Origin of the sequence: Synechocystis sp. PCC 7339, from assembly GCF_019924095.1 — a bacterium.
Lineage (GTDB): Bacteria > Cyanobacteriota > Cyanobacteriia > Cyanobacteriales > Microcystaceae > Synechocystis.
Genome location: NZ_CP063659.1, coordinates 2,353,301 through 2,376,536, shown reverse-complemented (window position 1 = coordinate 2,376,536; position 23,236 = coordinate 2,353,301). Strand labels below are relative to the sequence as shown.

At 48.8% G+C, this 23,236-nt stretch carries 23 protein-coding genes; 11 read left to right on the top strand and 12 right to left on the bottom strand.

Going from position 1 to position 23,236, the window contains the following annotated elements:
* Window positions 1-67 precede the first annotated feature (67 nt).
* The 3 genes from IQE94_RS11330 to serS all read left to right on the top strand — a co-directional run bounded on the left by IQE94_RS11330 (window position 68) and on the right by serS (window position 2,496).
* Entirely contained in the window at window positions 68-331 is a 264-nt protein-coding gene (locus IQE94_RS11330; protein ID WP_212718385.1) for a TIGR02450 family Trp-rich protein, read from the top strand.
* A 33-nt stretch (window positions 332-364) separates the two neighbouring features.
* Window positions 365-1,114: a DUF1995 family protein gene (locus tag IQE94_RS11325; RefSeq protein WP_212718383.1), complete on the top strand. Its 750-nt coding sequence runs from the start codon at window positions 365-367 to the stop codon at window positions 1,112-1,114.
* 89 nt (window positions 1,115-1,203) lie between these two features.
* Window positions 1,204-2,496 carry a serine--tRNA ligase gene (gene serS / locus IQE94_RS11320; RefSeq protein WP_212718381.1) on the top strand — a complete coding sequence of 431 codons (1,293 nt, stop codon included), beginning with the start codon at window positions 1,204-1,206 and terminating at the stop codon, window positions 2,494-2,496.
* A gap of 211 nt (window positions 2,497-2,707) precedes the next feature.
* On the opposite strand, the gene IQE94_RS11315 is transcribed toward serS, so the two are convergent.
* From IQE94_RS11315 to IQE94_RS11295, 5 genes are all read right to left on the bottom strand, one after another.
* Window positions 2,708-2,959 (bottom strand): phycobilisome linker polypeptide, encoded by a 252-nt coding sequence (locus tag IQE94_RS11315; protein WP_194014845.1) that lies wholly within the window; start codon window positions 2,957-2,959, stop codon window positions 2,708-2,710.
* Between the two features lie 147 nt (window positions 2,960-3,106).
* Entirely contained in the window at window positions 3,107-3,982 is an 876-nt protein-coding gene (locus tag IQE94_RS11310) for a phycobilisome linker polypeptide (RefSeq protein WP_194014843.1), read from the bottom strand.
* A gap of 45 nt (window positions 3,983-4,027) precedes the next feature.
* Window positions 4,028-4,849 (bottom strand): phycobilisome linker polypeptide, encoded by an 822-nt coding sequence (locus tag IQE94_RS11305; RefSeq protein ID WP_212718379.1) that lies wholly within the window; start codon window positions 4,847-4,849, stop codon window positions 4,028-4,030.
* A gap of 114 nt (window positions 4,850-4,963) precedes the next feature.
* Window positions 4,964-5,452 (bottom strand): phycocyanin subunit alpha, encoded by a 489-nt coding sequence (cpcA, locus tag IQE94_RS11300; RefSeq protein WP_194014839.1) that lies wholly within the window; start codon window positions 5,450-5,452, stop codon window positions 4,964-4,966.
* A 113-nt stretch (window positions 5,453-5,565) separates the two neighbouring features.
* A complete protein-coding gene (locus IQE94_RS11295; protein WP_194014837.1) occupies window positions 5,566-6,084 on the bottom strand; it encodes a phycocyanin subunit beta in 519 nt (172 codons plus the stop codon).
* 850 nt (window positions 6,085-6,934) lie between these two features.
* On the opposite strand from IQE94_RS11295, the gene IQE94_RS11290 reads away from it, so the two are divergent.
* The 3 genes from IQE94_RS11290 (at window position 6,935) to IQE94_RS11280 (ending at window position 8,531) form a co-directional block, all read left to right on the top strand.
* Window positions 6,935-7,153, top strand: a complete 219-nt coding sequence (locus IQE94_RS11290; RefSeq protein ID WP_212718377.1) for a hypothetical protein — start codon at window positions 6,935-6,937, stop codon at window positions 7,151-7,153.
* 170 nt (window positions 7,154-7,323) lie between these two features.
* Entirely contained in the window at window positions 7,324-8,151 is an 828-nt protein-coding gene (locus IQE94_RS11285) for a hypothetical protein (protein WP_212718375.1), read from the top strand.
* A gap of 179 nt (window positions 8,152-8,330) precedes the next feature.
* Window positions 8,331-8,531: a hypothetical protein gene (locus IQE94_RS11280; protein ID WP_194014832.1), complete on the top strand. Its 201-nt coding sequence runs from the start codon at window positions 8,331-8,333 to the stop codon at window positions 8,529-8,531.
* A 178-nt stretch (window positions 8,532-8,709) separates the two neighbouring features.
* Here IQE94_RS11280 and IQE94_RS11275 read toward each other — a convergent pair whose 3' ends face one another.
* Both IQE94_RS11275 and IQE94_RS11270 read right to left on the bottom strand, forming a co-directional pair.
* Entirely contained in the window at window positions 8,710-10,275 is a 1,566-nt protein-coding gene (locus tag IQE94_RS11275; protein WP_212718373.1) for a serine/threonine-protein kinase, read from the bottom strand.
* A gap of 72 nt (window positions 10,276-10,347) precedes the next feature.
* Window positions 10,348-10,791, bottom strand: a complete 444-nt coding sequence (locus IQE94_RS11270) for a hypothetical protein (protein WP_212718371.1) — start codon at window positions 10,789-10,791, stop codon at window positions 10,348-10,350.
* A 237-nt stretch (window positions 10,792-11,028) separates the two neighbouring features.
* Here IQE94_RS11270 and IQE94_RS11265 point away from each other — a divergent pair, with 237 nt between their 5' ends.
* The 4 genes from IQE94_RS11265 (at window position 11,029) to IQE94_RS11250 (ending at window position 14,737) form a co-directional block, all read left to right on the top strand.
* Window positions 11,029-11,895, top strand: a complete 867-nt coding sequence (locus tag IQE94_RS11265) for an aspartoacylase (RefSeq protein WP_223341961.1) — start codon at window positions 11,029-11,031, stop codon at window positions 11,893-11,895.
* Window positions 11,896-12,026: 131 nt separating this feature from the next.
* Complete coding sequence (hpnA, locus tag IQE94_RS11260) at window positions 12,027-13,034, top strand: hopanoid-associated sugar epimerase (RefSeq protein ID WP_223341960.1); 1,008 nt, start codon at window positions 12,027-12,029, stop codon at window positions 13,032-13,034.
* A gap of 119 nt (window positions 13,035-13,153) precedes the next feature.
* Complete coding sequence (locus IQE94_RS11255) at window positions 13,154-13,348, top strand: heavy-metal-associated domain-containing protein (protein ID WP_194014822.1); 195 nt, start codon at window positions 13,154-13,156, stop codon at window positions 13,346-13,348.
* Between the two features lie 123 nt (window positions 13,349-13,471).
* Window positions 13,472-14,737, top strand: a complete 1,266-nt coding sequence (locus IQE94_RS11250; RefSeq protein ID WP_223341959.1) for a M23 family metallopeptidase — start codon at window positions 13,472-13,474, stop codon at window positions 14,735-14,737.
* Between the two features lie 219 nt (window positions 14,738-14,956).
* On the opposite strand, the gene IQE94_RS11245 is transcribed toward IQE94_RS11250, so the two are convergent.
* The 3 genes from IQE94_RS11245 to IQE94_RS11235 form a co-directional block, all read right to left on the bottom strand.
* Complete coding sequence (locus IQE94_RS11245) at window positions 14,957-16,333, bottom strand: OB-fold nucleic acid binding domain-containing protein (RefSeq protein ID WP_223341956.1); 1,377 nt, start codon at window positions 16,331-16,333, stop codon at window positions 14,957-14,959.
* 86 nt (window positions 16,334-16,419) lie between these two features.
* Window positions 16,420-17,361: a hypothetical protein gene (locus IQE94_RS11240; protein ID WP_212718361.1), complete on the bottom strand. Its 942-nt coding sequence runs from the start codon at window positions 17,359-17,361 to the stop codon at window positions 16,420-16,422.
* A gap of 161 nt (window positions 17,362-17,522) precedes the next feature.
* The gene (locus tag IQE94_RS11235) at window positions 17,523-18,227 is read right to left on the bottom strand and encodes a hypothetical protein (protein WP_223341954.1); all 705 of its coding nucleotides are present in this window, start codon (window positions 18,225-18,227) and stop codon (window positions 17,523-17,525) included.
* Window positions 18,228-18,295: 68 nt separating this feature from the next.
* Here IQE94_RS11235 and IQE94_RS11230 point away from each other — a divergent pair, with 68 nt between their 5' ends.
* Window positions 18,296-20,545, top strand: a complete 2,250-nt coding sequence (locus tag IQE94_RS11230; protein WP_212718352.1) for a PBP1A family penicillin-binding protein — start codon at window positions 18,296-18,298, stop codon at window positions 20,543-20,545.
* Window positions 20,546-20,555: 10 nt separating this feature from the next.
* On the opposite strand, the gene IQE94_RS11225 is transcribed toward IQE94_RS11230, so the two are convergent.
* Entirely contained in the window at window positions 20,556-21,164 is a 609-nt protein-coding gene (locus IQE94_RS11225; RefSeq protein WP_212721811.1) for a PAP/fibrillin family protein, read from the bottom strand.
* Window positions 21,165-21,244: 80 nt separating this feature from the next.
* On the bottom strand, window positions 21,245-23,098 hold the full coding sequence (locus IQE94_RS11220; RefSeq protein ID WP_223341953.1) for an ABC transporter ATP-binding protein: 1,854 nt from the start codon (window positions 23,096-23,098) through the stop codon (window positions 21,245-21,247).
* Window positions 23,099-23,236 lie beyond the last annotated feature (138 nt).

Here is a 23,236-nt window from a genome sequence, read left to right as displayed (position 1 = left end):
ATCGTAGGTACATATTATATGTTGGGGAAACCGCCGTGAAAATTATCCTCCAGCTTTTTGTGAACCCATGACCCACAAGCAAAAATTTCCTCATCTCCTCGGTTCCAAATGGACAGCCCAACAAAAAACCTGGGGCTGGCGACACTTCCAAGTGGTCAATCGACGGCAGGAAGGGCGGTGGGTTTTTGCCGAAATGGTGGCTAGTTGTGATCCTAAAGTCCGCTTTTGGCTCAATGCCCAACAACTTAAAGATGATTTGCTCTGGCGATCAGGCTGGCAACCTCTCCAAGTCATGGAAAAGGATGGGGAAGATCAGATAACGCTAAAATAGCCTGCGAGTCACTAACCATCACTGCCCCTAACCATGTCCATCCCCGTTCCCTCCACCATTGACGAGGCCATCACCGAGGCAATCGCCGCCACCCAAAGGGCCCTAGATGACGGTTACCGCCGCATCCAGGTGGAATTATCAGTGCCGGAAATTGCCCTCCAAGCCCAGGCCATTGCCTTGGAATTTAGCCAATTGTTTGCCGATCAAGGATTGGGGCTACGGATTATTTTTCCCGATACCGGGGCGGCGGCCCTAGCGAAACGAGACTGGGGCGAAGTTCCTTTCCAGATCGGGGATTTGGGCAGTCGTTACACCCCCATCGACCGCAAAATTGCTGAATCTGACCAAGTATTTTTGGTGGTGTCCCCCTCTGCAGTGGAAGTTCAGAGCGTGGAAAAACTTTGTGAATTGGCCGGCGATCGCCCGGTGATTTTGCTCATTCCCCAACTTGAAGATGTGTCCATTGTTGGCATTGGCTATGCAGCCAGACAACTGCGGCAACGGTTTTTGAGCACCCTATTCAGTGCCTACTATTTCCGTCCCCTCGAAGGAGCAGTGGTGTTGCGTTCCCATCCTTCCCCATGGCAAGTATTGCTGGAAAAGGGAGAAGAGTACGAACTTTTAACAGAGTTAGCCGAAAAGCCCGTGGGGGAAGCTCTAGAGCGCCTACTAATGGAAAGTAGCAATCCCCAGGAGCCCGGCTCAGAAAGTAGTGGCCCCAGTCCTAAACGGGGAGGCATCATGGCCAACCTGAATCGTTTTCTCAAAGCCCTCAGTCAATAGTCCGGTTAGAATTCCGCCCCGACGTTTTAAACTGTATGGGGTTGACCGTTAATAGTTAAAAAAATCAGAATTTTAAGTAGAGTTGGTTCGTGTTAGACCTCAAGCAAATTCGTGAAAATCCCACCGCTATCCAAAATCGTCTCAATCAACGGGGAAGCGGCACTGATTATGATCTCCAACCAATTTTGGCGATCGCCGCTAAACAAAAGACCAAGGAAAGTGAACGAACCCTGCTCCAAAGTCGCAGTAATGAGATTGGCAAATTAATTGGACAAAAAATTGGCCAAGGAGCCGATCCCAAGGGCACAGAAATTCAAACTTTGCGGGAAGAAGGCAATAATATCAAAATTAAATTAGCGGATTTGGAACCGCAGGAAAAAGACCTCAAAGAGCAGTTGCAAAAGCTGTTGCTGGAACTACCAAACTTACCTTGTGAAACTACCCCCATCGGAGCCAATGAAACCGATAACGTGGAGGTAAAACATTGGGGAGATCAATACCTAAGAACGGAAAAAGAAGGTATTTTACCTCATTGGGAAATTGGCGAAAAATTAGGCATTATTGACAGTGAGCGGGGGGTTAAAGTAGCCCAGAGTCGTTTTATTTCCCTCATGAAAGCCGGGGCCGCCTTGGAGCGAGCCTTAATTAACTTCATGCTAGAACGACACATCGAGGTAGGCTATCAGGAAATTATGCCCCCCATTTTGGTTAACAGCGATTCTCTGCTGGGAACGGGGCAATTGCCCAAGTTTGCCGAAGAAAGTTTCCAATGTCGGCAAGATGATCTCTGGCTCATTCCCACCGCAGAAGTGCCGGTGACTAACCTTTATCGAGATGAAATTTTAGACCTAGAACAACTGCCCGTCAAACATTGTGCCTATACTCCTTGTTTTCGGCGGGAAGCCGGTAGTTATGGTCGAGATACTAAGGGGCTCATTCGTCTCCATCAATTTAATAAAGTTGAATTAGTCAAATTAGTGAAGCCAGAGGAGTCCGCCGCCGAGCATCAAGCCCTAGTAGCTGATGCAGAAGCCATTCTCCAAGCTTTAGAATTACCCTACCGAGTGGTGGAACTATGCACCGGCGACCTCGGCTTTGGGGCGGCTAAGTGCTACGACTTAGAAGTCTGGCTGCCATCGGCCAACACCTACCGAGAAATTTCCAGTTGCTCCAACTTCCACGATTTCCAAGCCCGCCGAGCTAACATCCGCTACAGAGAAAAGAGCAAAAAAGGCACCCAATTTGTTCATACTCTCAACGGCTCCGGTTTGGCGATCGGGCGCACCATGGCGGCAATTTTAGAAAATTATTACGAACCCAGCACTGGTCAAGTTAAAGTTCCCCCTGTCCTGCAGAATTTCCTCAAACGAGATTATCTTTGACCCCATCACTGTACCAAAACTATTCTTTACCAAAACAAAAACGGTGGTATTGATAAACCACCGCTGACAAATTTTTATTAAAAATGAACCAAATGGACTGACCTGACTAGTCTGAAATTCAATCAGAAAAATGAATTAGTCATTGTTAGTTAGAACTTTTGACTAGGTACAATATTGCATACCCAGCCCAAATTGCAATTAACAAAATAGCCTAATTTTCTTCGTTGCTATCGGCTTGATAGGGGCGAATGTTAACAATAGTTCCCCCTAAACGGGAAATGCGGCGCATCTCCTCATTCATGCGGGCATAGGGAACTTTAATAAACACACTGCCACTGCGACGAATATCATGGTTGACGTTTTCACTGGCATCAGTCTGGCGGAGTCCACTAACTTCATAGACAAAGACACGGTTAGCCGCTTGGGTATTGGAATAGCCCACCAAAGAAGATTGACCTAACATGGCGATTCTAAAAACTCCTAAACACTAAATTTTTAATTTGCTAATTTGCAAAATCATCTACAAAAACAAAAAAGAGAAGCGACCCCAAGTTACTCCCCAGAGGGAAAATAAAGTCAAGCCACTTCTCCTCCTGAACTAAACAAAAATCTAGCTCAAGCTAGCCGGGGTAATACTAGCAACCTTACCCCCCAAACGATTAATTTGTTGTAAGGTTTGGTTGAGTTGCTCAAAGGGAACAATCACCGCCTTATTGCTACGACGCACTTTGGGATAACCAGGTGCAGAAATAGCCGTAATTTCCACCCGGAACAGTTTGCTCGCTTGACCAAAGGGAACCGTACCGCCCAACGCTTTGGCCGGGGTGTTGCCCGCCCGAGAGGGACGATAAGCCCAACCAGCATTACTGCCACTGGGGCCCACGATCGCCGAAACAGTATTTTGTCCCAACTCCGTTGCTAAACGGGTAGAGGTGCGCTCTAACTGAGAACGGTCACTGTTGGCATAACCACGGTAGAGACGAAACATGCGGGTAAAGCCCACGGTGCGATCGCCTACCTGATTGTTAAAACGATAATAGGGAACAATATTTTCCCCGAAGTTTTCTTGATATTCGACCGAATCAATGTAAGAGTCGATATCCGCATCGAAACCCTGGTTTTCATAGAGATCGAGGTGGAAAATCACCTCATCTTCACTGAAAGGAGCACGGCCCAACAGATGCTTGTAGTTGAGTTCGATGACCCGGGTTTGGAAGTTGTTATAAAGGAATTTCTTCTTATAAAGTTCGGACTTGGCCACGGTACGGACAAATTCCCGCACACTGATAGAGCCGTTGGTTAAAAGAGACTCCGCACCCTTGAGGCGCTCAGAATCCATGATGTAATCATTGCCTAAAACCTGACGATATACAGCCCGAATCACCATTTTGGCGTCATCAAGACTAAAGTCAGGCCGTAACTCCACAGGGCGGGACTCGTTATAGGGAGCCACCCCCAATCTGGAGGCTGCGGTTGTAATTGCCACTAAATAATCTCCTTTTACTAACTAGGTTGACAAAAAATCCTGATTCTAGGCAAGGGAAATCATTGTGACCGTATCTCCTTGGCGATTAATCTGTTGCAACTTGGCAGACAAATTATCGTAGGAAACTAGATACTCCGCTTTACCTCGGCGCACTCGGGTACCACGACCAGGGGCCGCCCCTTGAATCACCTGCAAACGATACATTTGGTTGCGACTACCCGCTGAAGCACCCCGCAAGCTCTCGGCCGCCGAACCGGAATACACCGGAGAAGCCGTATTGCGAGCCAGCTCCCGCGTCAATCGAGAACGGGAACCATTCCCCTGGGAACGATCGCTAGTGGCGTAGCCCCGATACACCTGGAAAGAGCGGCTGAAACCAACGGTTTTTTGGTTTCGTTGGGTCGAAAAACCGCGGAAATAGGGAACAATCCAATCTCCAAAGCTTTCCGTGTATTCCGGGGAATCAATATAGGAATTGATCTCCGCCTCATAGCCTCCCTGGTGATAGAGATCAGCGTGGAAAGCAATCTCCGACTGATCATAGGGAGCCCGTCCCAATAAATGCTTATAATTAAGCTCAATGAAACGGGTTTGTGGGTTGGAATGGAAAAACTTCTGCCGGTACACTTCCGACAGAGCAACAGCTCGGACTAAATCCCTTACTGAAATTTCCCTGCCCCGGAGCAAAGACTCTGCACTGGTCAATCGTTCCTGGGACATAATATGGTCGTTGCCCAAAACTTGACGGTAAACCGCCAAGATCACGGCATTCACCTCTTCCTCTGTGCTGCGGGAACGAAGCTCAAGGGGAACAGTTTCATCTACCGCCACAATGCCCAAGCGCTGGGCTGAAACTAAACTAGTCATTTTGTTCTCCTAGGTGAGTGTCAATAAATACGACAAGACCTGGAAAAGCGGAATATTGTCAACCAGTTGTTAACACTTCCCCACCCTTCCAGGCCAGCTAGAATTGAAAACTGACTAGCTTAGAGCATTGATAGCGTAATCGAGGTAGGAATTGGCTTCGTCACGGGCATCGCCACTCAAGCCATGATTAGCCTTGATGTACTTAAGAGCTTCAACATACCAGCTGGGGGAGAGGTCGAAGGTGCGGTTGATTTCATCCAAACCGGCGATTAAGTACTCATCCAAAGGACCGGTACCACCAGCAATCAAGCAGTAGGTAACGATGCGGAGGTAGTAGCCGATGTCCCGGGCACACTTGTCTTTACCGCGTTGATCCGCAGCAAAGTTGTTGCCTTGGGTTTGGGTGGTATAAGGGAATTTGTTATAAACAGCTTGGGCAGCGCCGTTAACGAGGTTCTTGGCGTTGTCGCTCAGAGCTTTAGCGGCTTGGAGGCCGGAGTTGGCTTGACGAAGACGACCAAAGGCAACCTGTAATTCGGTACTGCTCAGGAAGCGACCTTGAGAGTCAGCGATAGCAACGGCTTCGGTTAAAGGGGTTTTCATTGTTCAGGTATCTCCCGTTAAAAATGTGAAAATTTTCCTAGATATGTCAGCGATGTGCTGGATTTTCTCTGGTAATAAAACCTGAGTAAAGTTGGTTTTTTAAAATAACCAAACTAGGCTACGGCAGCGGCAGCACGGTCAAAGTAACCAGCTACTTCAGCAACGATGGCACTGCAATCACCACGGGTAATGCCGTTGGGATCGTTGACGATTTCCAAAGCAGCTTCTTTCATTTTTTGAACGCCAGCGGCTACGGAAGCACCGGGAACACCCAGGGCAACATAGGTTTCACGGAGACCGTTCAAGCAACGATCTTCGAGTACGGAAGCGTCACCGGTGAAGGTTGCGTAGGTAACATAGCGGAGAATGATTTCCATGTCACGAAGACAGGCAGCCATCCGACGGTGAGTGTAAGCGTTTCCACCGGGTTGGATGAGTTGGGGCTGTTCGGCAAATAAAGCACGAGCAGCGTTGGAAACGATAGCAGAAGCGTTACCGGTCATACGGTTAACAGCATCAATCCGCTTTAGACCTTCGCCTACGGTGGCGCTTAACGCATCAATTTGAGAACCGGACAGGTACTCGCCGCGAGCATCAGCTTGGGAAACAACCCGAGTGAATACGTCGAACATTGAATTAATCTCCTACTTGACTTTATGAGTTGGGATTTTCTTAAACACAATTCCCCCGGACAAACGGAGGGAGTTCAAAGTAATGACCCTGGAGTTATTGTTACTGATCTCCATGAACTTTCGTTAACCACCCAGGGATTTATGAGAGATTTTACCTAAATAAATCCAGGGGAGAACACGGAGGCAGCGATTAGGGCCACCGGGATGCTCAAACAGCTCAACGCCTAGGCTTGAATGCTTTTGCAATCCCACAGTTAACTTTATACAACGCTGATGGGGCTTATGTCTGTTACATCTTGTTAATTTTATTCCTGCTTTTTTGTTAAGTAATGTTGCAGGGGATTCTCAGGTTGTCCTAGATGCGGAGAGAGGACAACAATTTCTGTTCAGCTTATGTTTTAGGGCTAAAATTCTGTGATTGATGTTCGGTGCGAACTTTTCTCGTTTTTTAGTTTCTGCCAAGACAAAGAAGATCGCAGCCTACGGAATCAGAATCGGCTTTGCTTTTTTGGTTTCTTTTCCCCTTGTCTTAATACCCAGTTACTTGCTTCTGTGGGAGGGAATAGCTTTGTTAAGTTTATTTTACAATGAAGTAGGAGTAGTGTTTGATTTGTCTTAACTGATGGGTTAAATAACCCCACCGCCGCCATAACTCTACTTTTTCTAAGACCTGGATGGGTTTCCACTCCGATCGCCAGAGCAAATTATTCCATGGGATTTAATCTAGGCAACGGCCCTGGGGTTTGTCTGTGACCTAAATCACTTGGTCAATGTGATAGTTTCTCTGGTGGAAAAACTGGCCATGGCAAAGACTGGATGTAGTTAGTGACATTCAAGTCTTTTTTTAATCATGTTTGATTGTACTGCTGATTGTTTTAGTCTGCCCGATGACCTTGCCCTCAAGCGAAAAATTGCCAACCTGGAAAAATCATTAAATTCTGTACCGGACAAGCTGACGGTTGACCAGGAAACTAGGGCTGAAATTGTTCGCTCTGTGGCCAGCCGTATGGGAAAAATGACCTATGTCCGCCGCCTATCGATTGGGCAGGTCAAACAAAAGCGTGGTTGATGGGTTTGCCTGGGCGGAGAGCTCCCTTTTTTTCCACTTGATTGGTAAATGTTTGGCTAAACACTTCCATGTTAACGGGGACTGACATTCCTTTTTCCTTTACCTAATCTGGATGCAGTGGGGAAAGATTTTCCCACAACCCATATCCGCAATCAGGTGAGGAAATTAGGATGTTTAATAGTTTTTCGTTCCCTAAGCTGCACTGGCAAGCCCGTCGCTCCACTGCTTTGTTGACCACTGCTTTATTAATGGGGGGATTGGTTACTAGTTTCGCTAGTCCGGTGGAAGCCCGTCCCCGTCCTAACCGTGGCAATGCCGCTCAAAATTCCAAGCGATGGAATGAGAATAACCCCTATCCCTACGCTCCTCGTTCTGGCTATAACATCGGCCAACTTTACAATGTGGAAGTGCCGGCCCAAACGATGATTCCTGTGGCGGTTGACCAAGGACAGATCACTTTAAAAAGGGGAGAAACGAGGGCGGTCAGTCTCCGCACCACAACGGCTCTCCGTCAATCCGACGGTGTTACGGTTATTCCCGCTGGTAGTGAAATTATTGGCCAGTTCCGCCCGATCGCCAATGGCAATGCAATGCAATTTATGGCCCAACAGTTGGTGCTCAATACCGGTGAGTATATTCCCATCAATGCCCGTTCCCGCGAATTAGTAGGTTTTCAAACGGTCAATAAGGGGGCGAGTGCTTCTGATGTGATTATGGGAACCTTGGCTGGGGCTGGCACGGCAACGATCATTTCCGGCACCACTGGTGATCGTCGCATTACGCCCCTGGAAGTGTTGGGGGGAGCGGCAGCGGGGGCCCTGGCCGGTTGGGGTTTACCCACTGCGGGCATTGTTGGCGGTGGCACAGAGGAGTTGTTAACCGTTTCCAGCCGAGATTTGACCCTGATGTTGCAATCGCCCCTCCGCATCGGCAATGGCCAAGGACAAACGGTGCCCACTAACAACAACAACGGCAACTGGCGCAGTGCTAGTTGGTAGACAGCGCCAAACCAGATAACCTCGTATGGATTGTCACTTTTGAAATATAAAGTGACATTTTTGTCAATATAACTTAAATTTTCTTAAAATTAATCGGGTAAACAGTAACATTTGTGACGGTCTACTCTGGTTAAATCTCCTAACGTAGCTTCTAATTCATTCACTAGGAATAAATACTCATGAGTGTTTTCCCCGCAGAAACCTGTCCTGTATGTGGCGTCACCATTGAAAATGGCTCTAAGGTGGTTTTTTCTTCTGGGCCAGCGGGAACGAGGGCCCGGCTCTGGGCCAGGGTCTGCAATTTTGCCCGCAACAGCAGTTGCATCAATCAAGATGAAGCGGCGATCGGTAATGTTTCTAGCCAAGATTATTATGATTAGTGCTTTTGCGCCCGAATTGTTTTTGGTCAACTAAGTAAATCAGATCCCGCCCAGTTTTCCTGTGTTTGTGTATGACATTGGCCATAGGAGACCTGGGCTCTCGTTATCATCTAGAAGAAAAGGGTTTGAGGGATTCAGTCCGTCCCATTCTCGTCCTTGGAGAATTTTGGTGATCGCCCTACAATCCCGACACTTCCTTATTGAAGGATGGCTTAACCTGGGACAATTTCGCCTCAATTTTAGGTTTAAGCCGGTCCAACTCCTGTTTGAGTAAGCGTTTAGTTACCTGGGGTTTACCACCGGGCAAGGATTGACTAGACTGGGCCCACTCCTTGAGCAGCTTACACTGATTAGGAGCAACGGTGGCGGTCAACATATGCTGACAGCGAGTAGGATTTTCCAAGGCAAAAAACAGCAACCAGTAGGTGCCGGATTCCCCCAACATTTGGGCAAAACTTTGGCCCGATTTAGTCTTTAAATCTAGATAACAAGGCAACCAACGAGGCCCATATTCCCGATGGTAGAGCACCGTAATCCAGAGCACCATGGGATGGGGGGACGTCATCAACAAAAATTGGTTGTAGCGGATGCTAGACATACGGGTGAGGATATCCTCTTGGTTCAACATCACCCACAAACTAGCTAATTTTCCTTCCGCCGCGTTGAGCACATAGGGAAAAACAATTTTCTGTTTTGGTTTGTCGGAGGGCCAGTCCAATTGTTTATAGAGTTCACTTACCGGCGGCAACCGTTTTTCTGGGGCCGTCCCTGGGCCCCGTTGAGCTACCACCGTTGCTTCCATGTCACTGTTGAGTAAATGGGGCGCAATCTGGGTTTTCTCTGTATCGGAAATGGGGGGAGCTTTAATTTCTGTTTCAATGGCATCGATCGCCCGGATAATCACATCCACTGACTGGGGACGACCCTTGGGGCTTTTTGCCAGGCAGTTCATCACCAAGGCTTCGAGGGAAGCGGGAATTTTATAACGGGCGGAGAAAGGATGGGGCTTAGTGTGGTGATGGGCTTCGTACCAACCCCCAAAGGAAGAATTGTCGGGGAACAGGGGCATTTCCCCCGTTAGCATTTCGTACATCATCACCCCCAGACTATAGATGTCTGAACGACTGTCCAATTCCTTGCCTTCCATTTGCTCTGGGGAACAATAGGCGAGGGTACCCATGAAGGCCTGGGTTTTCGATTCCTCCGCTGCCTGTACTAGTTTGGCAATACCAAAATCGAGAATTTTAACCAGTTCTCCCAGGGCCGGGTCCTCCACCAAGAGTACGTTACTGGGTTTAATATCCCGGTGGACAACGGGGCAGGCTTCCCCTTGGTAAATAATTCCCTTATGGGCACAATCCAGGCCAAAGCAAATTTGCCTAGCTACTTTTAAAAAGCGTTCCACCTTGAGGGGTCGGTATTTAATTACGTCACTGATATTTTCCCCCTGGAGGTACTCCATGACATAGAAAGGGATCTCCTTTTCGTCCAGGCCGTAATCCCGCACACGCACAATGTGGATACTCTTTTCCCCCAATAGGGCTGAAATAGTAGCTTCCCGTTCAAACCGTTCCTTCATGCGGGGGTTGAGCAGGGCTTGGGAAAGGAATTTGACTGCGACGGTTACTCCCCCAAGGAGCTTATCTTCCGCTCGGTAAACTTGGCCCATGGCCCCACTGCCCACCAACTCAACCAGTTGATAGCGATTGGCCAATAAGCGGCGGTGACGGGAGTCAGGGGTCATAGCGCAAATATCTCAGCGACGAGCGGTGATGTTAATTTTCGAACAACAAGCGATCAGTATGGTTCTCTAGCCTCAGCCCTGTCTTTCCAGGGTGGCTTCCATTGTACTGGTCAAGTAGTGGCCAGTGAGCATTCCACTAGCTAAATAATAACGGTGATCACTGAAGCGGTAAAAGGTTTCAAAGCCACTCTGCCGCTGACGATCGCCTAGAACCCAATAGCGCTGAACAATGGCATGGTTGGAGATCCAGCCTTCCCCTTCTACCCTACCTAGTTGACTGTGTTGTAAAACGTAAGTGTATTGGGACTCTCCACCGTTGAGGCGACCCCGATATTGACAGGATATATCTTGGTGGCCACCGCTGGGAAAGCTAAACTTAGTCACCATAGTAAACCAATCTTCTTGATTCCAGGCTATGAGGGCACCTCCCTTGATTTCTAGGGGGGGTTGATCGCGCTCCAGCCAAAAGCCCGCTAGATGCCATCGGCCTGGCTCCAATAGGAAAGTGTGGGCCAAGGTGTTTTTCTCCTGTTTGGTGCAACTCCATTGTCCCTAATTCTGGCAGTGACCTAAGGAAATATTACAAAAAATCCACACTATAATTGCCGACATTTGGCTTGGTCAGCGGAGGGTGAGTTAAAAACTGTTAAAAAATAGATAAAAACAACGATATTGTTGTTTTAGAACAGTAGTCAAAGTTACAATATAAGGACATTTTATTGGATCTTAAGTTTTTATAGGACTAAGTGGGGAATGATAAATTCAGCAGTTCGCTCCCTGGCCATTGTGGGGGGGGTGCATGGTAATGAACGAACAGGGGTGGAGGTGGTGCGTCGGTGGCAACAGAAAGATTTTGCTCGGTATTTTCCGGCATTGAAGTGTCATTATTTCTTGGCTAATCCCCGGGCGATCGCCGCTAATCGTAGGTATATTCACCAGGATCTGAACCGTTGTTTTCGGCCCCAAGACCGCAAAAACCCCTATCTGATGGGCTATGAGCAGTTGCGGGCCCGGCAGTTGGCCCATCAAATTTCCCTGGCGGGCATTGATTTTATTGTGGATTTGCACACTACCACTGCGGCTATGGGCACCACTTTAATCCTAAACTGTCCCCATCCTCTACTCCTCAACCTAGCGGCCCACCTCAGCGCCCAGGACGAGGAAATTCGGGTGTTGCAATACTCTCCCCAAAAGGATTTGCCCTATATTCGTGGTCTGTGTGAATTGGGCTTAACCATCGAATTGGGCCCTGTGCCCCAGGGAGTTTATGACCCGGCGGCGATCGCCAAAACCCAAAGGACTTTAAGCAGGATTTTGGCCTATATTCAGGCATTGACATCCGGTAATGTGAGTTCGGCGGATAATTGCACCGTCTATCAACAAATAGAAACCATCGACTACCCCAGGGATGCCCAGGGGCAAATTGTGGCGGAAATTGCGCCCCATATCCGGGATTACCAGGCGATTAAACCAGGCACACCATTGTTTTACCATCGCCGAGGTAATGTCACTCCCTATCAGGGGGCTTCAACGGTTTATCCTGTCTTTATTGGCGAAGCGGCCTATGTGGAAAAAGGCATAGCCATGGCTTTAACTCAGCGGAAAACCATTGCTATTTGATGGCTTAATGACAATTTTTGCGTAGTGGGCGGGTTGAAAAAATAGTAAGAAGTTGTCTTGGCGATCAATGGAGTGGGAAATTTAAGCTAACGTTTGATGGCATTATGGGCAGATCAGTCACTGGATAGCTTATGGCGGATTGTTTTTTTGTCACTGGGGGCACGGGTTTTGTTGGAGCCAATTTAGTCCGGCATCTGTTGGCCCAGGGTTATCAAGTAAGGGCTTTGGTGCGGGCTTCCAGTCGTCCCGATAATTTACAAAATTTACCTATCGATTGGGTGGTGGGGGATTTGAATGATACTGATCTCCATCGACAAATGCAGGGCTGTCGGGGCCTATTCCATGTGGCCGCCCACTATTCCCTTTGGCAAAAAGACCGGGAGGCTCTTTATCACAGCAATGTGTTAGGCACCAGAAACATCCTTGCCTGTGCCCAGAAGGCAGGCATTGAGCGCACTGTCTACACCAGTTCCGTAGCGGCGATCGGAGTTAAAGAAACAGGAGAAAGCGCCGACGAAACCTATCAAAGTCCGGTGGAAAAATTAATTGGGGCTTACAAACAGTCGAAATATTGGGCGGAACAGGAGGCGTTGGCGGCGGCCCAGCAGGGACAGGATATTGTCATTGTTAACCCCAGCACCCCCATTGGCCCCTGGGATATTAAACCTACCCCCACGGGGGAAATAATTTTGCGGTTTCTGCGGCGACAAATGCCAGCTTACGTTAACACTGGTTTAAATTTAATTGACGTGCGGGATGTGGCGGCGGGGCATCTCCTAGCTTGGCAAAAGGGAAAAACTGCTCTTGCCAGGGGCGATCGATATATTCTGGGACACGAAAATATCAGTCTCCAGGGAATTTTGGCCCACCTATCCACCATTACCGGATTACCGGCCCCCAAAAATACAGTACCCCTTTGGCTACCCCTAGCGGTGGCCTGGGTGGAAGAAAAAGTTCTTGCTCCCCTGGGGCGATCGCCGTCGGTGCCCATGGACGGGGTTAAAATGTCTGCCCAAGAGATGTATTACGATGCTGGTAAAGCGGCGCGGGAATTGGGTCTGCCCCAGTCCTCCATTAAACAAGCCTTGGCCGATGCAGTGCATTGGTTTCAAGATCAGGGGTATGTTGAGCCGCAATAATTCCGAGTCCATTATCATTGCACTGGAACTAGGAAGCGTTACTAGTGATTCTCGGTAATGACTGCTATCTCCAGCCTGACTAAATCCATACTTGATTCAAATTTCCATAACTTTAAATTATGACCATTCAACTAACTGTACCCACCATAGTTTGTGAAGCCTGTGCCGCCGCCGTCACTAAAGCTGTGCAAAATGAGGATGCCCAAGCAACGGTGCAAGTGGATGTGGCCAGCAAGCAAGTTACCATCACCAGTGCGGTGACAGAGGAATTAATCCGGGCAGCGATCGCCTCGGCGGGGCATGAAGTTGAATGAAATTTAGTGGCGATCCAGACAGTGACAATTTTTCGTTCTGACTGTTCTGGTTTGCATTTATAACCCAACCCTCTACAATCGAGGGAGTATTTTGCAACCCGTATGTGTGTGAGGATCTGAACAATGCAGTCCCAATGGAAGGTGAAAGACCTAAAAAGTAAGCCCAGCCGAGATTACAGCCTCTACAACCTGTCCCTAGGTGGTCTTATCCTCCTTGGTGGTTTGATCTGGTCTTTACCCGGTAGCACTACGGGAAATTTGGAAGTGGAGGGCTCAGGCTCAGCCCCCATTGCGACTCCCGCCGCTCCCCCTACCCCAGTAAAGGCGCCAACTCCGGTGCAAAGTAAATCTACTCCGGCTCCCGCTCCGGCGGCCACAAAACCGGCAACTCCCAAACTGGCGGCACCGACCATTTTGCCCCCAGCCCCCGTATCCAGCCAACCGGCCCAGATACGTCAAGGTTTGCAAAAGAATAGTTACATCGACGCTGCTCCCCAGGGCACTGCGGCGGCCCCCAACTTGCCCACTCGGACGGAGGTGGAGTTCATTCCCCGCTCTGGGCAACAGGCTCCCCTCAACACCCGTTATCCCGCCGCCAATCGCAGTAACACCAATCGCGCCCCCGTGGCCCGTCAGCAGTCCAGTCCGGTTAATCCCCCCACGGCGATCGCCCCCCGTCGCCAGAGGATCAATGCCCGCAATACGACTCCCACTAATAACTCCGTTGCTCCCCTCAATCCCCTCAATATTCAACCCAAAATTAGTTCCCTGGCGATCGGGCAACCAGTGGGATCTAATCAGGTTTTCAGTCTTGATCCCATGGCTAATCGGGGCATTCAAATTGCCCTAGCTCCGCTACCGGAATATAGCAGGGCCACGGGATTGTACTCTCCCCAGGGCCAGCCTGGCCAAGGCACAGATCTGATGTTCCCCGTTGCCGGTGTTAATCCCATTACCTCCGCCTTTGGTTGGCGAATTCACCCTATCAGTGGCCAAGGGCGTATGCACAATGGCACTGACATCGGTGCTCCCATGGGCACTCCGGTGCTCGCGGCCTATGACGGCATAGTGGAAGCGGCCCAATGGTCCGGCGGCTATGGTTTGATGGTGACCCTACGCCACTTAGATGGAACCCAGGAATCCCGTTATGCCCACCTATCAGAAGCCTTTGTACAAAGCGGACAACAGGTGGCTCGGGGTGAAGTGATCGGCCGAGTTGGTAGCACTGGGTTCTCCACTGGGCCCCATTTACACTTTGAATGGCGACACTTGACTAACGATGGTTGGGTAGCAGTTGACGCTGGCCCCCATTTGGAAGCGGCTTTAGCTAATTTGATGGCGGCCCAAAAATACGCCCAATCCCAAGCTGATCTCCAATCCCAAAGTTAAACAACTAAACAACGGACAGCCGCAATAAAACTGCTGATTTGCTTCCCATTGTTTCAATTCCCTGAGTGCATCCAACTCGGGGATTTTTTGTTTGACCATGGCAATAGCTTAAACGATTAAAACAAGATGGGGGAATATCAACTTTAGTCGAGTTAATAGGAAAAAGATTCGGCCCGTAATTTCATCTCACTTTCAATTAAATTAGCCATGAAATTAATGCTAACCGACACTCTGGCTTTGGGGTAACAATGGTTCTAATCGGGCTCGGAAACCCAACTCCTGTAGGGATGCCACTGCAGCACCGTAATCATTTACCCAGTAGTTTTCACCAAAACGAATGAAATGTTTAGTTGGCCCTTCATTGATGCAGGCCACCACTGGTATTCTCATTTGTTCCCTTTGGGGGGAATGGCTTTGCAAAATTTGTTTCAGTTGGGCTTGGGTGCTGGTGTTGGTAATTTCCTGGGGAGTGAGATCCAACATGACCATTTTTACCTCTTCCACTGGTTCTAAATCTTCCACAATTAACTGGTATTGATCATCCCGGCGGTCAACTTTACCCCAAACCATTTGTTGACTGCCTTCTATTAATACATCCTGTAAGCGTTCATAGTTGGACGGAAACACCACTGCCTCTGATTGTCCCGACATATCTTCCAAGGTTAAAAAAGCCATGGGCTGACCACTTTTTTTGGTAATAATTTTTTTCACTGCCACCAAAATTGCCACTGCACTAACTTTTTGACGTACCTTATACTGATCTAGATCAATTAAATTAATTGGAGATAGTAATCGGGCAGAACTTTGTACGGATTTGAGCGGATGTTCAGATACGTAAAAGCCCAAATGTTCTTTTTCTAATTGCAGCTTCTCTTGCAGAGAAAATTCCGCCACTGGGGGAGCAGAAGGTTCCTGTTCAAAACCGTTATTAGAGGCTTCTTTAGCTTTAATCGATTCCCCTGCGGTTAGACTATCAAAAATATTTAATTGTCCTGTTTCTTTTTCCTTAGCCCGTTTTTGGGCCCAGGCAATGACCAATTCCAAATCATGGAGAAGTTGGTTACGATTGGTTTGAACGCCATCGAATGCCCCAGCCATGATTAATGTTTCGATCGCCCGACGGTTAACGACCCGTAAATCCACTTGAGTGCAGAAATCCGCTAGGGATTTAAAGCGTTTTTGTTCGGAATTATCCCGGGCAGTAATAATTTGCTCGATCGCCCCTTCCCCTAAATTTCTCACAGCGGAAAGTCCAAATAAAATGGATTCTCCTAGGGGAGTGAAATGGCGCTGGGAGCGATTAATATCTGGCGGCTCAACAGTGATGCCTAATTTCTGACAGTTTTCCCGATATTTTTCCACCTTGTCCTGGCTGTCACTACTGGCGGTGAGTAAGGCGGCCATGTACTCCACCGGATAATTAGCCTTTAAATAAGCCGTTTGGTAGGTAACGTAGGCGTAGGCGGTGGAATGGGATTTGTTAAAGCAATTGGCAGCGATCGCCCCATTATTCAAGAAAAAATTGTGGTCTTGGGCGAGACCAATATCAAATACTTTTTGCACTGCGAGGGAACGACGGCCGATAACTTTAACCATGACGACGGCAATTATTTATATTTAAAAATATTTAAAATTTTGTATTCCAAATCTAGAGAAATCTTTTCCAATTCTAAACAATATGATCAAAAACTATCCATCGTCGGCAAATCTAATGATAAATTTAAACCTTCTTTTCGAATGCGGAGATCATAGTAAACTAATGCTTTAATCGCTTGCCAAAAAGGTACAATTAAAACACTAATAATTAAACTTAAGGGCACATCAATTACCGACCCCCAAGCAGGGTCAATATCGAGAATGAGGGTAGTGATGGAACCAATATTGGTCACCATGGAAAGGGGCAGAGTAATCAAAAAAGCGAGGAAGAAAATTACCTGTAAACTCAAAACATAACCCTTTGTTAAAGCCCAACTACGGCCTACGGCATTGAGGGGACTAAGGGTAGGCTCCAAAGCTAAACAAACGTCCACTAAGGCTAAGCGGGCAAAGGCCCAAATGTAAATGTAAAGGGAAATTAGGCTCCAAACAATAGTTAATAATACCGCCAACAGAATAGTGATTACATCGGGGTCATTGGTTGTGAATAGAAAGGCAAACACGGCAAAGACAACGCTATAGCCCAAAATAATTGGAATAAAGAACAGAAAAAACACTAGGGAAGTGAGCAGACTGACCCAGAGAAATCGCCAAAATCTTGGCATCAACTGAATTTTGGCCGCCGCCACCGTTTCCGGTTGTTCCCCTACTTCAAAGAAAACCAGCCTAGCTAATACTCCCTGGATGGCGAAGAATTTGCCCAGACAATAACCCCAGGGCATCAATAAAACGGCGATCGCCAAAATAATCAAACCGGCTAAGGCGATCGGTTCCATTATCGCAGACAGTCCGGCCAGAATTGTCACTGCTAAAACTGTGATCAAAAATGGTGCTAACAACCAAAGGTAAGCTTGACCAGCTAGCCAGAGATAGGATTTGAAATGGTCCCGGTAAACCCTTAGAGCACCGGAAACCACATCACCAACGCTGAGCCTAGTTAGGCCACCGGGGGAAGGTTGCTTAGACATAACGACGAGCAAAATACAGGAACTATTGCTTGGATTCTACCCCGATCGCCTGGAATCTCAGCAAAATTTTCCGGTAAGGTGCCACGATAATCCGCCCACGTCATTACAATTTTTTCAAAACTTTACAACCGTTTTCCCGATGGTGGCCAACGGGCGAATAACTAAATATCCCCCTGTAAACAATAGGATTCATATAGATTGAGGTATTCCATGGCATTTTGCACCGCCTGGGGGCGTAAATTACGCTTTTCCGGGGGAAAATTGGCCAACACATTGACCGGCTCTAGATACAGGGCGCACCAGGAAGAGCCAAACCAAGCCTGCCCCGTCACCAGGGAGCGGACAAATTGCACTGTGAAATTCTCTGGCAGAGCATAGGCCACCTTAGACAGCAGTTGCACCGGGGTTGATCGCCAGAGGTCATTGCCGCCCTGGGTACTGAGGGGGCCAAGGTTTAAATAATCGTCCAAAGCCAGGAGATAGCCGACCAGAAATAATTCCTCCGGAGTTAAATCCCCTAAATCTAGGTGGGTGGGGGCTTTCCCCCTTTTCCTGGCCAGGGCCACCAGGAATTGTTCGGCATTATTGGTGCCGTCAATATTCCACCCTAGGGCATTGATCACTGCGGCCTTTTCCCCCAAAGGACGATCGCCAAGGAGAAAATCTACAATCAGGGGGGACATCAGTCGATACTGTCGGGCCCATTCCACTGCGGCCAGGTCAGAGTAGGCTCCCGCTAGATCCGTGGAAGTCAGGGGACTATCAGCCCGGCTAGGCAGGGGGTCTAAAGCTAGAATGGAGAGCCCCGCCAGACCGAAGCTTGTAATCCAGGAGGCAACCTTTTTTGGCAATAAATGCGTCTGCATAGAAATAGTTGATTCTGATTTCACCACTGTATCGGTCTAAAATTGGACTGCTTTTGCCCTAATTTGCCATGGCTACCCGTTCCCGCAAAGCCCCTTCTGCCCCTAAAAAAAGTCAAACTAACCTTTCCCAGGGCGGCAACAGCCAAAAGGTAGCCCTCAAAAAAGGATCGAGGGTGGCCAAAATTCGTCTGCAGGAATCGGGCAAAAATTCCCAATCCCGTCGTGTGTTTCCCCTCCTTGGCGATCGATATTTCCTTGGTCGCAGTTCCAGTTGCGATATTCAACTGCAAAATCCCCTCGTGAGCCAAACCCATTGTTCCCTGCGGCGGGACCCTGACCATCCTAACCAGTTTTTTATTCGGGATGAAGGCTCTAGCAACGGTATTTATCTCCAACGTCGTCGCCTGAAAAGCTATCGCCTCCACCATGGCGATGAAATTACCCTGGGGCCACCGGAATTGGTGGATGTGCCCAAACTTGTTTATTTCAACCCGCCGCCACTGTGGCTCAAGGGAATGCGCACTTTTTTTTCCACTGGTATTCTGTTTTTTCTGATTATTACCGGGGCGATCGCCTGGCAATGGAGCAAAATTCCTGTCAAACCAATGCCCAGCGGTGTGACCGGGCCAGTCAAGGTCTATGCGGGGGATGGAGTTACGGAAATCAACCCCATTAAGCAAGAAATTCACCGGGAATTTGACAATTTAAGTGATTTTTCGCCCTATTTACCCCAGGCGGTGATTGCGTCGGAAGATACTCGTTTTTATTGGCACTTTGGCGTTGACCCCTACGGTTTAGGCCGGGCTATTTATATCAATCTCCAGGACCGGGATGTGAAACAGGGGGCCAGCACCCTCACCCAACAGTTGGCTCGCAGTTTATTCAGCGAAGTGGGGCGGGAAAACACGGCGGGGCGCAAAATTCGGGAAATGTTTGTCGCCCTCAAGTTGGAAGCGGTGTATAGCAAAGATGAGATTTTAAAAGCCTATTTGAATCGGGTTTACCTAGGGGCGGGCAATTACGGCTTTGAAGATGCGGCTCAGTTTTATTTCGACAAATCTGCCCAGGATTTGGATGTGGGGGAAGCGGCAACCCTGGTGGCTATGCTCCCGGCTCCTAACCTTTATAACCCCGTGCAGGATTACCAAACCTCAGTGCAGTTGCGGAATCGAGTCATTGAGCGCATGGCCATGCTGGGCATGATTGACGAGCAGGAGGCTAACCGAGCTAGGAGATCGCGTATTCAGGTTAGTCCCAAGGCCACCCAAACCCTATCCCAACGGCAAGCCCCCTATTTCTACGGCTATATTTTCGGTGAGTTGAATCAGTTGCTAGGGGAAGACGTGGCCGACGAAGGCAATTTTGTGGTGGAAACTAGCCTCAATTTGAAAATGCAGGCCTTAGCAGAGAAAAGCTTACAAAACTTCCTCACCACGGAGGGAAAAAAGTATGCCGTTTCCCAGGGGGCTGTGGTCACCCTCGACAGTCGCACAGGGGCTGTTTTGGCCATGGTGGGGGGCAAAAGTTATCGGGAAAGTCAGTTTAATCGAGCCAGCCAAGCCCAACGACAACCAGGTTCCACGTTTAAGCTTTTTGCCTACACAGCGGCGATCGCCAAGGGAGTGAGAACGGACCAAGCTTTTGAATGTGGCCCCTTTACCTGGCAGGGCCAAAACTACAAGCCCTGTGAACGGAGTGGGGCGGCCCCGGCCATTACCTTTACGGAAGGTTTTACCCAGTCGGAAAATGTGGTGGCTCTGCGGGTGGCCCAAACGGTGGGGCTAGATGAAATTATTGCCCTGGCTAAGGATTTTGGCGTTAACTCTCCCCTGGGTAAAGAACCTGGTTTAGTGTTGGGGCAAAGTGAAACCAGGGTGTTGGAAATGACTGGAGCCTACGGGGCGATCGCCAATGGGGGAATGTGGAATCGGCCCCACGGCATTGTCAATATTCGCGATGGGGGGGATTGTCCCAATCCGGAGCAACTGAAAAACTGCCGGGAAGTTTATCAGGTCAGCCAGGATGCCCGGGGACAAAAACAAGTGGTTTCCCCGGCGATCGCCGCCACCATGACCCAAATGTTACAGGCCGCCGTTAACAATGGCACAGGACAGGCCGCCCAAATTGGCTACGGAGCCGCAGGTAAAACCGGCACCACAGACAAGGCAGTGGATTTGTGGTTTATCGGCTTCTTACCGCAAAAAAATCTGGTTACCGGTATTTGGTTGGGTAATGATGACAGTAGTCCCACCCAGGGCAGTAGCGGTTTGGCCGCCAGTCTTTGGGGTCAATATATGCGACAACTTGCGTCGTTGTAATGAGGGTTATCTAAACTTTGGCCAGGATGAAAACATTACCTTCATTACCCCGGCTGATGCGTAAATCTTCGTCTAAATAGGTGATTTCTAGCCAAGCGGCACTGTCCCGACTGGGCAAATTAAAATCCGCCGGTAAAAAACGTTTGCCTGTGGAAATTTGTTGGATGAATTTCAGGGGAGACTGATAGTTAAGGAGCTTTTGCAGACCGAGAATGGAACGCTCGAATTTCACCTCAATACGCTTATCAGAAACGGGCAGAAAGGATGCCACTACGGACACTAAACTTTCAAAAAAGGGAATGCCCTCAATTTCCGCTAAATTTACCACCCGTGACTCCGCCACATCTATGTACTGATAAATTTGCCCCAGTTGCAAAAGGGGAAGACGGTTCAACCCCAAAATGCTTTGGCTACTGGTGTAGAGGAGCCGCCAGTTACCATCTAGCAAATTTTTCTCCCGGAGTGGCTTGGGGTGGGGGTTATAGTCCTCCAGTTTTTCCACAGCGGAAAGAATGGTTACCCGGTCTCGATCCGACGCCAATAGTCCCCGATTCTTGCCGGCGATCGCCTCTAGGAGGTTGGTTTTAAAGTCCATACTGGCATCCATACTATTGGCCACGGCTAACTTCGTCGAAAATTCCATTGGGTAGTTATACCAATTATCCCACGTTGGCTGGAATTGGCGATCGGGGGGATAACCTAAGCAGATTGCAACCAATTGAGGGTTTCAGGAAAGCGGGGAATGGATTGAATTAACTTTTGGGTGTAGGCACTCTGGGGATTTTCAATAATTTCCTGGGCCGTGTTGATGGGTTCCGCCAGTTGCCCCCGGTTCATCACCATAATGCGATCGCCCATGAAACGAACCACACTCAGATCGTGGGAAATGAAAATGTAGGTCAACTGTAAATCCCGTTGCAATTCCTTGAGCAGATTCAAAACCTGGGCTTGCACCGACACATCCAGCGCCGAAACGGACTCGTCACAAATAATAAAGCGGGGATTGAGCGCCAAAGCCCGAGCAATGCAAATCCGTTGCCGTTGGCCCCCAGACAATTCGTGGGGATAACGGTTGAACCATTGGGGACTGATGCCTACCCGTTCTAGTAATTCCGTCACCCGTTGCCGTTGTTGTTTAGCCGGTTGCTTGGGTTGATGGATAATCATTGGTTCCTGGATGGCCCGGCCGATGGTCATACGGGGATTCAGGGAATTGTAGGGATTTTGAAAAATAATTTGCATTTCCCGCCTTAGGCTCCGCCATTGCTGGGATTTTTCCGGCAAAGTGATAATGTTGCGGCCATCAAAAATAACTTTTCCAGTTTGAATGGGAGTCAAGCGTAATAAAGCCCTGGCCAAGGTTGATTTCCCACAGCCAGATTCCCCCACTAGCCCCAAGGTTTCCCCCGGATAAACGGTGAAAGAAACATCATTAACTGCGGTGAACGTAGATTTTTTACCCCAAAATCCTCCTTGCCCATAGCTCACAGTCAAATTTTGTACTTCCAACAAAGCTGGTTTTTGCTGCAATCGAGCCAGGCGATCGCCTTCCTGGGCGGGGGTAATCACTTGGTAACTGGGGGCTGGGCCATCGGCATCAAGGAAATCCCCCACGGTGGGTAAATGGTCTAATTGTATTTCCAGCCGGGGACGACAGGCCAATAAACCCTTGGTGTAGGGATGGCGGGGACTATGTAAAATTTGTTCCTTCTCCCCCTGTTCGACAATTTCCCCCCGGTACATCACCGCTACCCGGTCAGCAATTTCGTTGATTACCCCCAGATCATGGGAAATGAAAATTAATGACATTTCCTGATGCTGTTTGCACAAATCCCGCAGGAGCCGCAAAATTTCTGCCTGTACCGTCACATCCAAGGCGGTGGTGGGCTCATCAGCAATTAACAAGCGGGGATTAGCGGAAATGGCCATGGCAATCATTACCCGTTGCAGTTGGCCGCCAGACAATTCGTGGGGATAACGCCGGAGAAAACTTTGCTTGCGCTGTTGGATATAATTGGCTAAATTTTGGCTTACCTTGCCCTTGGTTTGGGTTTGACCCTGAGCTAAAAATTCTTCCTCCAGTACCTCATCCCTCGGCAGAACCCTCACTTCCTGCAAAAGGGCGATCGCCTGTTGTTGGGCCTGGGTTGGGCTGACATTTTGGTGGAGACGAATGGCCTCAACAATCTGAAAACCAATGGTATAGACTGGATTGAGGGAACTCATTGGTTCCTGGAAAATCATGGCAATTTTGCCCCCCCGGTACCGTCGCCTTTCCCCCTCCGACAAGGTCATCAAATCCACTGCCGGCCCATTTCCTTGGGGATAAAAACTAATCTCACTGCTGGTTTCCACCCAACCGGGTTTCGGCACCAAGCCCATAATTCCCAGGGAAGTAACGGATTTACCAGACCCCGACTCCCCCACAATGCCGAGGATTTCCCCCCGTTCTAACCCAAAATCAATGGCCTTGACTGCCAACAATTTTTCCCTGGTATCAGCATCGGGAAAAGCAATTTCCAGTTGACGCACAGCCAAAATCGGGTCATTCATAGATCTCTGGGGAGGGGAAAAGTTGCTAATAGGAGATGATGGCAGTTTTCTTACAAATCCCGAGGGAGCATTGGCAGAGCAAATCAAGCCAATAAAATGCATCCCAAGAATTTGCCACTCAAACTCTAGCAAACAGAG

Bases quoted from the DNA above. Each gene is read 5' to 3' on its own strand.
- IQE94_RS11275 (WP_212718373.1), bottom strand. From the start codon at position 10,275: ATGACCCCTGACTCCCGTCACCGCCGCTTATTGGCCAATCGCTATCAA.
- IQE94_RS11265 (WP_223341961.1), top strand. From the start codon at position 11,029: ATGATAAATTCAGCAGTTCGCTCCCTGGCCATTGTGGGGGGGGTGCAT.
- IQE94_RS11235 (WP_223341954.1), bottom strand. From the start codon at position 18,227: ATGCAGACGCATTTATTGCCAAAAAAGGTTGCCTCCTGGATTACAAGC.
- IQE94_RS11315 (WP_194014845.1), bottom strand. From the start codon at position 2,959: ATGTTAGGTCAATCTTCTTTGGTGGGCTATTCCAATACCCAAGCGGCT.
- IQE94_RS11250 (WP_223341959.1), top strand. From the start codon at position 13,472: ATGCAGTCCCAATGGAAGGTGAAAGACCTAAAAAGTAAGCCCAGCCGA.
- IQE94_RS11305 (WP_212718379.1), bottom strand. From the start codon at position 4,849: ATGACTAGTTTAGTTTCAGCCCAGCGCTTGGGCATTGTGGCGGTAGAT.
- IQE94_RS11290 (WP_212718377.1), top strand. From the start codon at position 6,935: ATGTTTGATTGTACTGCTGATTGTTTTAGTCTGCCCGATGACCTTGCC.
- IQE94_RS11230 (WP_212718352.1), top strand. From the start codon at position 18,296: ATGGCTACCCGTTCCCGCAAAGCCCCTTCTGCCCCTAAAAAAAGTCAA.
- IQE94_RS11285 (WP_212718375.1), top strand. From the start codon at position 7,324: ATGTTTAATAGTTTTTCGTTCCCTAAGCTGCACTGGCAAGCCCGTCGC.
- hpnA (WP_223341960.1), top strand. From the start codon at position 12,027: ATGGCGGATTGTTTTTTTGTCACTGGGGGCACGGGTTTTGTTGGAGCC.
- cpcA (WP_194014839.1), bottom strand. From the start codon at position 5,452: ATGAAAACCCCTTTAACCGAAGCCGTTGCTATCGCTGACTCTCAAGGT.
- IQE94_RS11240 (WP_212718361.1), bottom strand. From the start codon at position 17,361: ATGTCTAAGCAACCTTCCCCCGGTGGCCTAACTAGGCTCAGCGTTGGT.
- IQE94_RS11245 (WP_223341956.1), bottom strand. From the start codon at position 16,333: ATGGTTAAAGTTATCGGCCGTCGTTCCCTCGCAGTGCAAAAAGTATTT.
- IQE94_RS11280 (WP_194014832.1), top strand. From the start codon at position 8,331: ATGAGTGTTTTCCCCGCAGAAACCTGTCCTGTATGTGGCGTCACCATT.
- IQE94_RS11255 (WP_194014822.1), top strand. From the start codon at position 13,154: ATGACCATTCAACTAACTGTACCCACCATAGTTTGTGAAGCCTGTGCC.
- IQE94_RS11220 (WP_223341953.1), bottom strand. From the start codon at position 23,098: ATGAATGACCCGATTTTGGCTGTGCGTCAACTGGAAATTGCTTTTCCC.
- IQE94_RS11325 (WP_212718383.1), top strand. From the start codon at position 365: ATGTCCATCCCCGTTCCCTCCACCATTGACGAGGCCATCACCGAGGCA.
- IQE94_RS11295 (WP_194014837.1), bottom strand. From the start codon at position 6,084: ATGTTCGACGTATTCACTCGGGTTGTTTCCCAAGCTGATGCTCGCGGC.
- IQE94_RS11330 (WP_212718385.1), top strand. From the start codon at position 68: ATGACCCACAAGCAAAAATTTCCTCATCTCCTCGGTTCCAAATGGACA.